The sequence below is a fragment of the Bacteroides sp. OM05-10AA genome, from assembly GCF_003439055.1.
Classification (GTDB): domain Bacteria; phylum Bacteroidota; class Bacteroidia; order Bacteroidales; family Bacteroidaceae; genus Bacteroides; species Bacteroides intestinigallinarum.
The window spans coordinates 223985-239565 of record NZ_QSUR01000003.1 but is presented as its reverse complement, the minus strand read 5'-3'; the positions used below and the strand labels follow the sequence as shown (position 1 = coordinate 239565).

General features: G+C 41.2%; 12 protein-coding genes. 4 read left to right on the top strand and 8 right to left on the bottom strand.

Going from position 1 to position 15581, the window contains the following annotated elements; genetic code table 11:
- Positions 1-11 precede the first annotated feature (11 nt).
- Both nrdD and nrdG read left to right on the top strand, forming a co-directional pair.
- The gene (nrdD, locus tag DXB58_RS03635; RefSeq protein WP_009000010.1) at positions 12-2105 is read left to right on the top strand and encodes an anaerobic ribonucleoside-triphosphate reductase; all 2094 of its coding nucleotides are present in this window, start codon (positions 12-14) and stop codon (positions 2103-2105) included.
- Positions 2089-2574, top strand: coding sequence for an anaerobic ribonucleoside-triphosphate reductase activating protein (gene nrdG, locus DXB58_RS03630; protein WP_117934962.1), 486 nt, complete (start codon positions 2089-2091; stop codon positions 2572-2574). Before nrdD ends, nrdG begins: the two co-directional genes overlap by 17 nt.
- Positions 2575-2653: 79 nt before the next feature.
- Here the strand turns inward: nrdG and DXB58_RS03625 are convergent, their stop codons facing one another.
- From DXB58_RS03625 to DXB58_RS03610, 4 genes are all read right to left on the bottom strand, one after another.
- Positions 2654-3814 (bottom strand): MalY/PatB family protein, encoded by a 1161-nt coding sequence (locus DXB58_RS03625; RefSeq protein ID WP_122135937.1) that lies wholly within the window; start codon positions 3812-3814, stop codon positions 2654-2656.
- A 3-nt stretch (positions 3815-3817) separates the two neighbouring features.
- Entirely contained in the window at positions 3818-4681 is an 864-nt protein-coding gene (locus DXB58_RS03620) for a DUF3737 family protein (protein WP_122135985.1), read from the bottom strand.
- 66 nt (positions 4682-4747) lie between these two features.
- The gene (locus DXB58_RS03615) at positions 4748-5779 is read right to left on the bottom strand and encodes an alpha/beta hydrolase (RefSeq protein WP_122135936.1); all 1032 of its coding nucleotides are present in this window, start codon (positions 5777-5779) and stop codon (positions 4748-4750) included.
- A gap of 338 nt (positions 5780-6117) precedes the next feature.
- Positions 6118-6645 carry a cyclophilin-like fold protein gene (locus DXB58_RS03610; RefSeq protein ID WP_233527225.1) on the bottom strand — a complete coding sequence of 176 codons (528 nt, stop codon included), beginning with the start codon at positions 6643-6645 and terminating at the stop codon, positions 6118-6120.
- A 331-nt stretch (positions 6646-6976) separates the two neighbouring features.
- On the opposite strand from DXB58_RS03610, the gene DXB58_RS03605 reads away from it, so the two are divergent.
- Positions 6977-8734: a 1-deoxy-D-xylulose-5-phosphate synthase gene (locus DXB58_RS03605; protein ID WP_122135934.1), complete on the top strand. Its 1758-nt coding sequence runs from the start codon at positions 6977-6979 to the stop codon at positions 8732-8734.
- 67 nt (positions 8735-8801) lie between these two features.
- Here the strand turns inward: DXB58_RS03605 and DXB58_RS03600 are convergent, their stop codons facing one another.
- The gene (locus DXB58_RS03600) at positions 8802-9707 is read right to left on the bottom strand and encodes an AraC family transcriptional regulator (RefSeq protein WP_009000001.1); all 906 of its coding nucleotides are present in this window, start codon (positions 9705-9707) and stop codon (positions 8802-8804) included.
- Between the two features lie 154 nt (positions 9708-9861).
- Here DXB58_RS03600 and DXB58_RS03595 point away from each other — a divergent pair, with 154 nt between their 5' ends.
- Positions 9862-10533 carry a YitT family protein gene (locus DXB58_RS03595; protein WP_122135984.1) on the top strand — a complete coding sequence of 224 codons (672 nt, stop codon included), beginning with the start codon at positions 9862-9864 and terminating at the stop codon, positions 10531-10533.
- A 109-nt stretch (positions 10534-10642) separates the two neighbouring features.
- Here DXB58_RS03595 and DXB58_RS03590 read toward each other — a convergent pair whose 3' ends face one another.
- From DXB58_RS03590 to DXB58_RS03580, 3 genes are all read right to left on the bottom strand, one after another.
- Complete coding sequence (locus DXB58_RS03590) at positions 10643-13894, bottom strand: S41 family peptidase (RefSeq protein WP_122135933.1); 3252 nt, start codon at positions 13892-13894, stop codon at positions 10643-10645.
- A 17-nt stretch (positions 13895-13911) separates the two neighbouring features.
- On the bottom strand, positions 13912-14733 hold the full coding sequence (locus DXB58_RS03585) for an MBL fold metallo-hydrolase (protein ID WP_122135932.1): 822 nt from the start codon (positions 14731-14733) through the stop codon (positions 13912-13914).
- 148 nt (positions 14734-14881) lie between these two features.
- Positions 14882-15421, bottom strand: coding sequence for a flavodoxin family protein (locus tag DXB58_RS03580; RefSeq protein ID WP_122135931.1), 540 nt, complete (start codon positions 15419-15421; stop codon positions 14882-14884).
- Between the last annotated feature and the right edge of the window lie 160 nt (positions 15422-15581).

Here is a 15581-nt window from a genome sequence, read left to right as displayed (position 1 = left end):
AAAATATAGGTATGATTAGTTCGGAGATATTCATTATCAAAAGAGACGGGAAAAAAGAAGCTTTTTCCCTCGACAAAATCAAAAATGCCATATCCAAGGCATTTTTATCAGTAGGTAGTTTTGCTACGCAAGATGTGATAACCAATGTGTTAAGCCGTGTCAGTATCAGTGACGGAACAAACGTAGAGGAAATCCAAAACCAGGTGGAAGTCGCCTTGATGGCAGAACATTATTACAGCGTGGCCAAAGCGTATATGCTGTATCGTCAAAAACATTTGGAAGACCGTGAAGTCAGAGACAAACTTAAATTCCTCATGGATTATTGCGATGCTTCCAACCCTGCCAGCGGTAGTAAGTACGATGCCAACGCCAATGTGGAAAACAAGAATATCGCCACGCTGATAGGAGAACTGCCCAAATCCAATTTCATCCGCCTCAACCGCCGCCTGCTGACAGACCGTTTGAGAGATATGTATGGTAAAGAGGCTTCCGACCGTTATTTGGAACTCCTGAATCATCACTTCATCTACAAAAATGATGAAACCAATCTGGCGAACTACTGTGCCAGTATTACCATGTATCCCTGGCTGATAGCAGGAACAACAGCAGTAGGAGGCAATTCTACCGCCCCGACCAATCTGAAATCCTTCTGCGGAGGATTTATCAACATGGTATTTATCGTATCCAGTATGCTAAGCGGCGCATGTGCCACTCCTGAATTCCTGATGTACATGAACTATTTCATCGGTTTGGAATACGGGCAGGATTATTATAAACACCCTGATAAACTGGCAGACTTGTCTCTGAAACAAAGATCGATCGATAAAATCATCACAGACTGTTTCGAGCAAATCGTATATTCCATCAACCAGCCTACGGGTGCCCGCAATTTCCAGGCAGTTTTCTGGAATGTGGCTTATTATGACAAGTATTATTTCAATAGCCTTTTCGAGCACTTTGTTTTCCCCGACGGAAGCAAACCCGACTGGGATTCGCTTAGCTGGTTGCAGAAGCGTTTTATGAAATGGTTTAATAAGGAGCGTACACGCACCGTTCTGACATTCCCTGTAGAGACAATGGCACTCCTGACCAAAGACGGCGATGTACTGGATAAGGAATATGGCGACTTCACCGCTGAAATGTATGCCGAAGGACATTCATTCTTCACCTATATGAGTGACAATGCCGACTCTTTGAGTAGCTGCTGCCGTCTGCGTAATGAAATACAGGACAATGGCTTTAGCTATACATTGGGAGCCGGAGGAGTCTCTACCGGTTCGAAGAGCGTGTTGACCATCAATCTGAACCGTTGTATACAGCATGCTGTAAAATCAGGTATTCTCTACCCTTTCTTCCTGGAAGAAGTAGTAGACTTGGTTCACAAAGTACAGCTTGCCTATAATGAGAACCTGAAATTATTGCAGGCAAAGGGTATGTTGCCTTTGTTTGATGCAGGCTATATCAATATGAGCCGCCAATATCTGACTATCGGTGTGAACGGACTGGTGGAAGCAGCCCAATTTATGGGAATCGACATCAACGACAATCCGAAATACGAGGCTTTTGTGCAGGAGATTCTCGGCATGATTGAGAAATACAATAAGAAATATCGTACCAAAGAAGTACTTTTCAACTGCGAAATGATTCCTGCCGAAAATGTGGGTGTGAAACACGCGAAATGGGACAAGGAAGCCGGATTCCAGACTTACCGCGAATGTTACAACAGCTATTTCTATATTGTAGAAGACAAATCACTGAACATTGTCGATAAATTCCGCCTGCACGGGCATCGTTATATCGAGCATCTGACGGGTGGTTCGGCTTTGCACATGAATCTGGAAGAGCATCTTAGCAAAGAGCAATACCGGCAGTTGCTTCGTGTTGCCGCTACCGAAGGTTGCAACTACTTCACATTCAATATTCCGAATACAGTATGTAACAAATGCCATCATATCGACAAACGTTATCTGCATGAATGTCCCGAATGTCACAGCGAGAATGTGGATTATCTGACCCGCGTCATCGGATATATGAAACGTATCAGCAATTTCTCCCAAGCACGGCAAAAGGAGGCCGATTTAAGATATTATGCTTCGGTACGCTGATTATGATATTGTTTTTCAGGAGATACCGGATGAGGTGACATTAGCCATCAACCTCTCCAACTGCCCCAACCATTGTAAAGGGTGCCACAGTGCATATCTAATGGAGGACGTAGGAGAACCGTTGACGGAAGAAAGTCTTTCTACCCTGCTCGGTAAATATGGAAAAGCGATCACCTGTGTCTGTTTCATGGGCGGTGATGCTTCACCCGCAGAAGTGGAACAACTAGCTGCTTTTTTACACAAGCAGACCATCACTCCGGTAAAAGTCGGATGGTACTCCGGGAAGAGCAAACTGCCGGATCACTTTGATGTGTCTCATTTCCAATATATAAAGTTGGGACCTTACATCGAGTCTCTGGGAGGATTAAAATCTGAAACGACCAATCAGCGGTTGTACCACATAGAAAATGGAATAATGGAGGATATAACTTATCGTTTTCTCCCCCATCATTCCAAAAAGATTTCTTAATAAGAGAAACGCTCAAACGGAGTATGTTATATTTACCGTTTGAGCGTTCTTTTTTCTAACTACTTCTTTTCATTCGTATTTATGATTTCAGTACCCGCTTCAATTTGTTCAATCCTTCTATCAACCGCTGTCGCGGACACGCAATATTGATACGGATAAACCCTTCACCAGTCTCTCCATACAGACTGCCTTCGTTCACCCAAAGTTTTTCTTTCTTCAACAAGTCTTTTACTATTTCTGCTGACGTTTGATTCAAGACCGAGCAATCCACCCAAACCAGATACGTACCTTCCAACATCATTACGGGAAATTCCGGAAGATATTCATCAAAATAACCTTTTAAATAGATGTAATTCGCAAACAAATAGATTTTAAGTTCTTCCAGCCATTCTTCGCCTTCATTGTAAGCAGCCATCAACGCCTCCACTCCGAAAGGATTCACATCACATACCTCATTTATATTAATCGCTTTATCTATTCTCACCCGTACATTTGCATCTGCAGAAATAATATTGGCTATCTGAAGCCCTGCCAGATTGAAAGCCTTGCTAGGCGAAACAAAGGTTACCGAATTCATGAGAAACTCTTCTGATATAGAAGCGAAAGGAGTATATTCATGCCCCAGAAAAACCAATTCACAATGAATTTCATCAGCGATCACAAACACATTATTCCGAATACAAATCTCACCTATCTGCCTTAATTCCTGCTTACTCCATACTCTTCCGACAGGATTATGCGGATTACATAACAACATGAGTTTTACCTTCGGATCGGAAGCTTTCTTCTCCAAATCATCAAAGTCAATCTGATACCCTCTGTTTCTATATACTAAAGGATTGGCAATCATCTCGCACCCGTTATTACGGATAGAGGAGAAAAAGCAGTTATATACAGGCGTCTGTACCATCACTTTATCGCCGGGTACTGTCAGTGCTTTAATTGCAGCAGATATTGCCGGCACAACTCCGGTAGTATAAATAATCCATTCTTTTTCTATCCGCCAGGTATGTCGTCGTGCAAACCAATTGGTTATCGCCTCGTAGTATGCGTCAGGCACGCGTACATATCCGAAAATCCCATGTTCCACCCGCTTCTTCAGTGCCTCCACGACGGGGGGAGCCGTACGGAAATCCATATCAGCCACCCACATCGGCAAGACATCCGCATCTGCGGACGAATCCCATTTATAGGAATTCGTACCTCTGCGTGGAATAATTTCATCGAAATTATACTTCATATTTCAATCAAAACAAGTTAGGTCGTCCCAGAGTTTCAATTCACAATTTCCCGGTGCTTTCATATTTTCATCCAAGATAATAGCTCCGAAACTTTCAGCAACAATACTCCCCGTACGAGGATTTTTCACACTATGAACCGGACTTTTAATCGTTGCTTTTACGCTACTGTGCTCAAAAGCAAGGTCAGCATCCTCCGCCATCGTACAATTTTCCATCACCAGATCATGTGCGTAACAAAGAGGTTGAGTGCCCGAAATCTTACAATTTACCAAACGCAGATTTTTAGAATGCCATCCCAGATATTCTCCGTTCAGTTCCGAATCATAGACAGTTACATTTTCCGTATTCCAAAAAGCATCTTTGGAGTTGATAACTGCATTACGGATTTCTACATTCTTGCAATATTGAAACGAATAGTTCCCATTTTGAGCGTAATTTTGTATATGAATATTCTCGCTGTGTATAAAAAGATAATCTGCTTTATCAATCTGTACATTCTTCAGTTCTATATTACGACAATACCAAAACGTTTCCAAGGCATTGGGCAACTGCACATTTTCGAGTTTTATCCCATCCATTTCACGGAACATCTTCGGTGCTTCCACCAAGGTATCCGCCATTTGCAGACTTTGAGAATACCACAGGGCGGCACGAGCTCCTTCTGTAAAAAGACAATTCTTCACTGTAAATCCGTTGGTGTGCCAAAAAGGATATTTCCCTTCAAAACGGCAGTTTATCGCTATGATATTACTACATTCTTTCAGTGCCGATTCACCGGCGTGAATCGTTACATCTTCCAACTGAATGTCATGGGTTGCAAATAGAGGGCGTTCACCTCCATATTCTTTATGTCTTATTTGTTGCATCATTTTATTTTTCAATCTGTTATTTCAAAAATTACACATAGTATATCCTATTTATGGTATTGAAATTTATTTCTTCAGATACTCCTTAAAGAAAGCTTCCAGCTTATTAAACGGGATAAGGCTCACACGGTCGTAAAGATCTACGTGTCCGGCACCGGGTACTATATACAGTTCTTTAGGTTCGGCAGCCAGTCGATAGGCATCTTCACTAAATTCACGTGAATGGGCATTCTCTCCGGTGATGAAAAGCATGGGACGGGGTGAAATAGTTTCAATATCTTCGAAAGGATAGAAATTCATAAATTTCACATTGCTTGAGAGCGTAGGGTGTGTAGTGGTCATAGGAGTTGCTCCGCCAGGAGTAAATTCTCCTCTCTGTGTACGGTAGAATTCATAAAACTCCCGCTCAATCGGACTGGACGTTTCTGTCAACTGATGTACAGTACCACTGGTATATTTTGTTTCCCCACCCAAAAATTCTGTATAACGCTGTTCCGCCGCTTCAGCCATTATTTGCTTTCTCTGTTCCAACGTTAATGAGTGATTTAATCCATTACGGTTGGCCGCTCCCATATTATACATACTGATTGTTGCAATGGCCTTGAGACGAGGGTCTATTTTCGCTGCACTAATAGCAAAGCTTCCGCTCCCACAAATTCCAATTACCCCAATAAGATTCCGGTCGACGAACGGACGCGTACCTAAAAAATCAACCGCAGCGCTAAAGTCCTCCGAATAAACCTCCGGCAAAACTGCATTACGCGGCTCACCTTCACTCTCACCCCAGAAAGATAAATCGATGGACAGTGTAACAAATCCTCTTTCCGCCATTTTCGTTGCATAGAGATTCGCACTCTGCTCCTTAACAGCCCCCATCGGATGTCCTACAATGATTGCAGGATATTTTTCCCCTTCTTTCATACTCTTGGGCAGAAAAAGATTACCTACTACTTTCATCTTATATTGGTTAGAAAAAGAGACTTTTTCTACATTCACCCGATCACTTTTATAAAAATTATCAGCATCTGTCTGTGCAGAAGAAAAACTGGTTCCGAGCATTATCATAAATACAGTTGTTAATAATAAAATCCGTTTCATATCTCTTGTGTTTTAATAATTAATGAATTGATTATCTACTTTCTATGATGCAAAAATACGATGAAAGAAAGAGACCGTTTGTAGACGAATTACTGACATTATAACCCCAATTACAGATTATAAAGTACAGGAAAGAATATAGGTCAATACAATCTCAAAATAATTCATCTTCAAAATTCCCCTATGCCAATTCATCTCACCCACTTCACGCTCATCTACCACTTCCTACAACAGTTATCAACCCCTCATCCGCAAAAAAAGTCAATACTTCAAATTTTGATAGTGTCTCAAAACTGATGCACCATCAGACTCTATTCTTACCAAAAGGACGATCTATTCTATTCCCTTTCAAACTTCACTGTCAGATCTCCCGACACACTCAAAGCCTTGATACCATCGCCATCAATGCTACCAATCAGAATCAAGTCACTGCTTTGCGACCATTTTTTATAAAAAATGGCCACATTTCCCCAAGGCGCATAAATCGTAATATCACCGGGAGCAGGCGCACATCCCCGTTTCACTCCTTCTATTGACAGTTTAGGTGATGGATAAAATATTTTCTCGGTATTATTATAATCGTTGAGTGTCACTTCCAACGGCAAACGGGAAACAAAATCCTGTGCTGCCGCATTGTTAGCCATGGTTGCAGTTATAACACGCTGCCCTACTGTTATTTTTATTTTCATACTTTCTGTATTAGGTTCTTCATCTCCGTTATTTATCTCTGTTCTTCTTGTCTCCGGATACTCTGTATTATCAGGATGCTCGCTACATGCTATCCAAACGGAAGCCAGCAAAATAGTAAAAGAGTATATCGAAAACCGCTTCACTCTGATTACTGATAGTCGAATTTTTCTATTCATATCCATACTTTTATTTATTTACTTGAAAACTATTTATTTGTATGGTACAAAGTTCTGAAAAAAGAAGAAAAATCCCTGTAGACAAATTACGGGTATGACAACCCCAATTACTGATTATTTTATTGCAGACTATTCAAAAAGCATGTCGGTTGCACGCCCAATGAATACAGAAGTCAGGCTTTAGCTTAAAGATTAGTACCCTTATTGAAGGGGAACTGTAATATGGGTAAATTAATCCGTAATTCATATACAAACAAATTTCAAATCCTGCAGTATCTTTGCAGTGTCATAAAGAAATAAGTAAAAACATTATTTAGAAAAACTGTTTGATATGTATTTAGAAAATATTTATTCTCCTGCAGATGTTAAGAAACTGTCGGAAAAAGAGCTAAACGAGTTAGGTGGAGAAATCCGTGCAGCACTCCTGCAAAAATTAAGTGAACATGGCGGGCATTTCGGACCTAATTTCGGAATGGTGGAAGCAACGATTGCTTTACATTATGTATTCAATTCGCCCAAAGACAAAATTGTATTTGACGTATCGCACCAGAGTTATGTACACAAGATGCTGACCGGTCGTAAAGATGCGTTCCTTCATCCGGAAAAATACGACAACGTATCAGGTTATACCGAACCGCAAGAAAGTGAACATGACTTCTTCATCATCGGACATACTTCCACTTCTGTCAGTCTGGCCAGCGGATTGGCAAAGGGACGTGACCTTACAGGCGGCAATGAAAATATCATAGCCGTCATAGGGGATGGTTCTTTAAGCGGAGGTGAAGCTTTCGAAGGATTGGATTATGTAGCAGAGCTTGGTACTAACATGATTATTATCGTTAATGACAACCAGATGTCTATTGCCGAGAACCACGGAGGATTGTACAAGAATCTGAAAGAATTACGTGACAGTAACGGCCAGTGCGAATGTAACTTCTTCAAGGTAATGGGACTGGATTATATGTATGTAAATGATGGTAATAACGTACAGGAATTGATTGAAGCTTTCTCTAAAGTGAAAGATATTCAGCATCCGATAGTAGTACACATCAATACATTAAAAGGTAAGGGTTATGCACGTGCCGAGCAAGATAAAGAGACTTACCACTGGCGTACTCCATTCAATGTAGAAACCGGAGAAGCAAAAATGAGTTATGAAGAAGAAGATTACAGCGAGGTAACCGCCCAATACCTACTGAAAAAGATGAAGGAGGACCCCCGTGTGGTAACAATCACTTCTGGTACTCCCACCGTTCTGGGATTTACTCCGGACCGCCGTCAGGAAGCAGGCAAGCAATTCGTAGATGTAGGCATTGCCGAGGAACACGCAGTAGCTCTTGCTTCGGGCATCGCAGCCAATGGTGGGAAACCCGTTTACGGAGTATATAGTACATTCATCCAACGCTCCTACGATCAACTTTCACAAGACCTTTGTATCAATAACAATCCGGCTGTTTTGTTGGTCTTCTGGGGTACGTTATCCGGAATGAATGATGTGACTCATCTCTGTTTCTTCGATATTCCGCTTATCAGCAATATTCCTAATATGGTTTATCTGGCTCCGACTTGTAAGGAAGAATATATTGCCATGCTGGAATGGAGTATCCGCCAGAATGAACACCCGGTTGCTATCCGCGTGCCGGCAACAGATGTAATCAGTAGCGGAGAACCGGTAGATTCCGATTACAGCATTCTCAATCGTTACAAAGTTACTCATCGCGGTTCGAAAGTGGCCATTGTGGCTTTGGGTTCATTCTATGGATTAGGACAGTCGGTTGCATCACTTCTGAAAGAAAAAGCCAATGTCGACGCAACACTCATCAATCCACGTTACATCACCGGTGTAGACAACGAACTGATGGATGAACTGAAAGCAGATCACGAGTTAGTGATAACATTGGAAGACGGTGTATTGGATGGCGGTTTCGGTGAAAAAATTGCCCGCTACTATGGTGCTACAGACATGAAAGTCCTGAACTATGGAGCTAAAAAGGAATTTGTAGATCGTTTTGATTTACAGGAGTTTCTCCGTGCCAATCACTTGACAGATGAGCAGATTGTAGAAGATATCACAGCACTTATCGGTTAAAATCAAACCCATTCACTATATATTCAACAGGTTGATGTATATTGTCGGTTAAGACAATTGCATCAACCTATTTCATTTCGATATGAAGTAACAATCCTTTCCGATAATTCAATGGAGTTTGTCCTGCATTCCTTTTGAAGAACTTACAAAAAGCTGCCGCATCACTAAACCCTAACTTGGAAGCAATCTCACCAACCGTAGATTTTGTAGAACTCAACAAGGTACGCGCTTCCATAACCAACAGTTCGTTTATAATACTATTGATAGTCTTACCTGTTCCAGCACGTACAATACGGGCCAGGTACTGCTCACTGATAGCCAGTTTATCCGCATAAAAGCTCACAAAATGTTCTTCCCTGAAATTCCGGGTAACCAATGCATGAAACTCCTGTAAAACGTGGTCTTTACGGCTGACCTCTTTTTTAATAATTGTCTTTCGGGAAAGAAAATCAGCTATATCAAGAAATAAAGCATTGCACGCTGCCTGTATGCGCCGGAAAAGAAAATGATGTTCAATATTCAGCAGGCGCATCAACACTTCCAGTTCCTTACGGATGATTTGGGCTTCGTACTCTGTCAACTGTATCGTATATTGTTTATTCTGCCTCATTGTAGCCAATAAGATGGCCGTTATTTGTGTCAAATAAGAATCGTCTGTCCGCATGGATTCGGAAAGGGCAAGAGTAATAAACTGAATATCACGGCTTGAGTAAAGATGCTCCGTGAGATAATTCGCTCCATGAATAAGCAGCATATTCGGCTCTATCGCAATAAACTCTCCATTCAGCAGAATCTCCGAACGACCTTCAAGAACGAATATCATATAAAGTTCCCGATTGAAATAACATTCATTTGCCGGATAACTTCTGTCTTTATATTCACTCCTAAAACAGACTACCTCCTCTTTATAATGAGGAAGTTCCGGATGCTCCTTTAATAGCTGTGTATTATCAAATATACGAGATTTTACCATTTACATCTTCTTTTTATGACGTAAAAATACGATTTGTTTCGGATATGACAAAAAGTGTACGGAATTAGATAATCTATTTCAGAGTAAAAAACGGGACCTTTGCATATCCTTTTCAATGCATGAAAGGAAAATAAATAAAGGAGGTCAAAAAAGTATGGAAATGAAAGATGTTTTCAAGAGGTATTTAGTATTTGTTATCGGACTCTATTTTTTAGCGGCAGGCATTGTATTGATTATACGCTCGGCACTAGGAACTACTCCCATATCGAGCATCAATTATGTATTAAGCTTGAATAGTCCTTTGTCATTGGGTACTTGCACCTTTATCATCAATATGGTTCTTATCCTGGGGCAATTCTGGTTAATCCGGAAGAACAGAACCCGGCAGGATATTATTGAAATTCTTCTTCAAATGCCGTTCTCTTTTATCTTCTCGGCATTCATTGATTTTAATATGATGCTGACAAGTGAACTGCATCCCGCCAATTATGGCATGTCAATCGCTTTATTACTTACAGGATGCATGGTGCAATCTATCGGAGTAGTTCTCGAACTTAAACCGAGAGTAGCCATGATGAGTGCAGAAGCATTCGTGAAATATGCGTCCCGCCATTATAACAAGGAATTCGGAAAGTTCAAAGTCTATTTTGATATTACTTTGGTTACGTTGGCCGTAATTCTCTCTCTCTTACTTACACAAGGTATTCAAGGAGTACGTGAGGGGTCACTCATTGCAGCCTGCATAACCGGATATATCGTGAGTTTCCTGAATCAAAAGATAATGACGAGAAAAAACCTCCATAAATTATTACCAGTCTGGAAGTAAATCCTGCGTCAATTTTAAATAAACACCTTATAAAAAAGTCGCTTCTTTGAAAGATTCAAAATCTTTTCAAAGAAGCGACTTTTTATTTCATCTATAATTATACTTGTATTTACTTCTTCTGCTTATCTATTTCTTTCAGAAGTTCATCGACAGCCACCTTTAATTGGGTATCCTCTCCCTTAACGACCGTCTCCGGATCATTAGCAACCTTCACATCCGGTTCCAACTGGGTGTTTTCCAAATAACTGCCATCAGGCAAACGATAGCCAACGATAGGAATACCAAAGACGAGTGAAGGATCTTGTAAAGTTTCCCAAGACACGCTCGTCATTGTACCCGGAACAGGCATACCGACAAGTTTTCCTATATTTTGATGTTTATATACCCATGGAGTTCCATGTGCATTCGAATAGTTGGCTTCACATTGCAGCATAATAGAAGGCTTGTTCCAACGACGGCTTGGCATATCACACGCTTCACGTCCACGGACTACTTGAGTGAAGTATTTCTGACCACTGAACAGTATTTCAATATCTTCGTACAAACGACCACCACCGTTGAACCGGGTATCAATCACAATTCCATCACAGTTGTTATATTTTCCCAGAATATCCGAGTAAACGGTACGGAAACTGTCATCTCCCATGGATTGAATATGAACATATCCCAAACGTCCTTTCGACCATTTCTCAACATCTGCCGCCCGCTGTTTCACCCAACGTTTGTATAACAACCCATTCAGCTGGCCGCTCGTAACCGGCATCACAACTTCTTCCCAACGTTCTTTATTTTGCGGATTGTAGATTGAAATCAAAGTCTTCTTCCCTGCTTTATTATTCAACAGACAAGTGATGTCATGATCGGGAGTTATTTCCTCACCGTTAATCTTTTCAATGATACACCCTGCTTTTACTTTGGTACGCGAATGGTCGAACGGACCTTTCTCGATAATTTCGGCAATCTGCATCCCTTTTCCCTGATAATCCCAGTCGAACAGAAGTCCCAGATTGGAAGTAACATCACCTTTACTTTTGGGAGAATAGCGTCCTCCGGTATGTGAAACATTCAACTCGCCCAACCATTCACTCAACAATTCTGCAAAGTCATAATTGTTATCAATATGAGGCAGGAACTTGCGATAAGCATTAGTCATGGCATCCCAGTTTACCCCGTGCATATTGACATTATAAAAACGTTTCTGATGTTGTTTGTACACATGGTCAAACATCGCTTCACGTTCAGCTGCCAAATCCATTTTCATTTCAGCCTGATAACTGATTGATTTCAAAGCATCCGACTTAGCATCCATCTTTTGCATATTACGGCTTCCCAATAAGAAAATATCTCCTTTTTTATCCAGCATCAGCGATGCCCATCCGGTATTGAGTTTATGCAGACGCTTTGTCTCTTTCTCACGGAGATTCATTTTCCAAAGGTCATATCCATCTTCGAAAGCAGAGAAATAGTAGAGATCCTCTCCATCTTTGGATAGTATGGCACTGCCTAAGTCAGAAGAGTTGGGAGTCAGACGTACGATACGGTCTTCAATGCCGTTAAGCTCGACTACTATATCTTTCTGGTCTACTTTTTCCTCATCCGCCTTCTCCTTATCACCGTCTTTCTTCTTGTTATCATCTTTCTCCTTTGCTTTCTTTTGTTCCTTTTCAAGTTCCTTGAGCAATTCGAAATCTTCCTTGCTCAAACGGTAACGATCATAAGCATCCTGATTGAGGAATACCAACATAACATCCTGTTGAGACCCCCAAGAAGCATGTGCACGCATACCATAACGTTCGGTCTGGAAAAGAATGGCATTTCCATCGAGTACCCAACGCGGAGAACCGCTAATATATCCGCTATTAGTCAGATTGGTTATCGCTCCTCCCTGTGCACTGACAATACCTATATCCGAATAAGGATCGTGACGGTTGCCGATAAATTCAAGAGTAAACCATTTGCCATCCGGTGACCATTCGTAGTCAAATCCACCTCCGGTGTTATACCATGTAGAACCGTCCGTCACCTGACGTACTTTCTTCGTTTTCAAATCGAGTACCATCAAACGATTGCGGTCTTCGATAAAAGCCAGCTCTTTACCATCCGGCGAATATTGCGGATAGGCGCGTTCTACCGTTTTGGACGGTAATAAAACTTCCTCCTCAATAAGAGTGGCATTAGGGAAATTAGGGTCTTCCTTACGGCTTATTTTTGCAGTGTAAAGTTGCCAATTACCGGTGCGTTCACTGGCATAAACCAGCGTCCGATTGTCCGGAGCAAAAGAGACGGAAGCTTCTTTTGCAGGAGTATTTGTGATTTGCTTGGTTGTAGCATAGTCAGTTGAAGTTACAAAGACGTCACCACGTACAATAAAAGCAACCTGTTTGCCGTCCGGAGATACGGAAGCGGAAGTGGCTCCCTGTGAGAATTTAAGTGCAGCAACCTGCTCTTCATCGTCACGGACAAGCTCTACTTTTACTTTTTCCGGACGGGTACCGGGTTTCTGGGTATAAAGCTCACCGTCATAGGTATAACACAAAGTTCCTTTATCGCTGACAGACAAGAAACGTACCGGATGAATCTTAAAAGTAGTGACAGCCTTTACTTCTTGTGGAGTATTCAATGAGAAAGTATACACATTAAAAGAACCTCCATTACGTTCACTCAAAAAATAGACTGTATTACCATCAGGTGCATATACAGGATTACGGTCCTCCCCTCCCCGGTTTGTCAGGTTCGTATGTTTTCCGGTTTGGGTATTGTATAACCAAATATCTCTCGTAATGGATGAAGTGTGATGTTTTCTCCATTCATCCTCAAAACCTTTGCGGTCCTGATAAAGAAAGTTCTTTCCTGCTTTATCAAAACAAACGAGTTCGGCGGGAGTTGCCAATACTTGTTCGGTGCGTCCTCCGTCTACAGAAACTTTGTATAATTCTGTCATTGCTCCCGTAGGAAACAAAGCGCTGTTTGCAGGATCTTGTATGGAAGCGGAGAAAAGGACATACTTTCCATCCGGTGTAAAAGCCGAGGGAATTTCCGATGCGGAATGGTAAGTCAGTCTCCAGGCGACTCCTCCGTCGGCAGGCATGATGAACAGGTCGAAATTTCCATTCCGGTCACTGGCAAATGCGATTTGTTTTCCGTCGGGAGACCAGACGGGATTGGCTTCATAAGAGGCTTGTGTGGTAAGTTGAACGGCAGTTCCTCCTTGTGCGGGAACTTTATAAATATCTCCTTTATAACAGAAGACAATCTCGGTTCCATCCGGTGAAATACGTGCATCACGCATCCACAAAGGAGTAATTGCATAGCTGGATAATGCTGATAATACCAGTGCTAACGAAGTTATTAGTTTCTTCATATCAATTTATTATATATTTATTCCGAAAAATCAGTTTGAATTAGTTTTCCCGTGTAATTATAGAATGCTCTGTCACCAAAATCTTTGAAAAAGAAGGCGTATTTATCCACTCCCGTACAATGACAAACGCCAATTTGCCGGGGAAGGTATTCCTGCAAATAATCTGCAATGATCTGATATTTTTGTTTTTCCGCATTATGAATGTGAAAACCTCCGAGAAGTAACTTGCAGGGAGATTCAGGAAATGCAGCCCGAACGGTACGCAAGATATTGGTGATCCCCCGGTGAGAACAGGCGCTCAACACAGCAACTCCTTCCGGTTCCACTAACACCATTGCCAATTCATCCTGAAAGGTATCCGGTATTTTGCAACCATCTTCTTGCTGAACCCAGAAGCGTTCAAAATGGGTATCCTCCTGATTGATAATATCAATAGATGGAAAAAGAAAGACTCCGGGAAGCAGTTCGGTCTGCTCTGTGATAAAGCGGAAACGGGAAAGATCAAGATTTTGCGTATGCTTCATTCCATTCTCGCGTTCATCCTTGAATTTAGGAGAAAAGATTTCACGTTTACAGACAACGGTTGCCTGTGTATTCAATTCCAGAAAATAACGCAGTCCCCCCGTATGGTCACTGTGACCGTGGGATAATATTAAATAATCAACTTTTTGTAAATCAATGTGCAACAGACGGGCATTACGGATAAACAAGTCAGATGCTCCCGTATCGAAAAGAATTCTATTCCCTTGGATCTCAATATAGAGAGAAAGACCATGCTCTGCCTGCAATTTACGTCCATAGACACAATTCTCCACAAGAGTCGTTATTTTATAGCTCATGACGTTTAGTTATCAAACAAATAATGTAAAATAAAAAGTTCTGCCACAAAATTATAATAATTCTGTGGCAGAACAAGCAATCTAATCAATTAAAATTCTTGACTTTTCAATCTTTCTGATTGAATCCTTATTTTTATCCTTCAAAAGGTTATACCATTTTCCCCATCTTGTAAGCTTCCTGCATATAGGGAGTATCTTTAATTTCCCCTACCTTCCATGCACCAATTCCATAAACCGTTCCCTTTTCCTGCGGTCCTTCCAGACAATCGAGGAAGCCACGGAAACCATCAATGGTACGTTCCATCATTGCTTTATCGTTTTCCGCAGCCGCAATAATGAAATAAAATTCCTTATTGGTTATTTCCGTATAGCGTGCACAGCAGCGGTCGATCATAATCTTCATCTGTCCGCACATGGTATAAAAATAGACCGGAGTTGCCATCACAATCACATCTGCAGCAATCATCTTCTCTACAATTTCCGCTGTATCATCTTTCTGCGGACAAGGTTTGCCATACATACTGCAAACACTGCACCCCGTACAAGGATGAACTGTTTTGTCTTTCAGAAAAATCTTCTCCACTTCATTACCTGCTTCGAGAGCACCTTTCATAAATTCATCACATAATAAATCAGAATTACCACCTTTACGTGGACTGGATGAAATAATCAAAACCTTTTTAGCCATAACTTTACTTTATTACTTTTTATTTTCAGAATTCTTTCTATCAATGATTCACTTTGCAAAAGTAGGGAAATAAAAGTATATCGAATGTAGATAAATTACAGAGAAAGATACCTAAATTACAGATTCCATGTTTTGCCATTATTTTTATCCAATCCCTTGT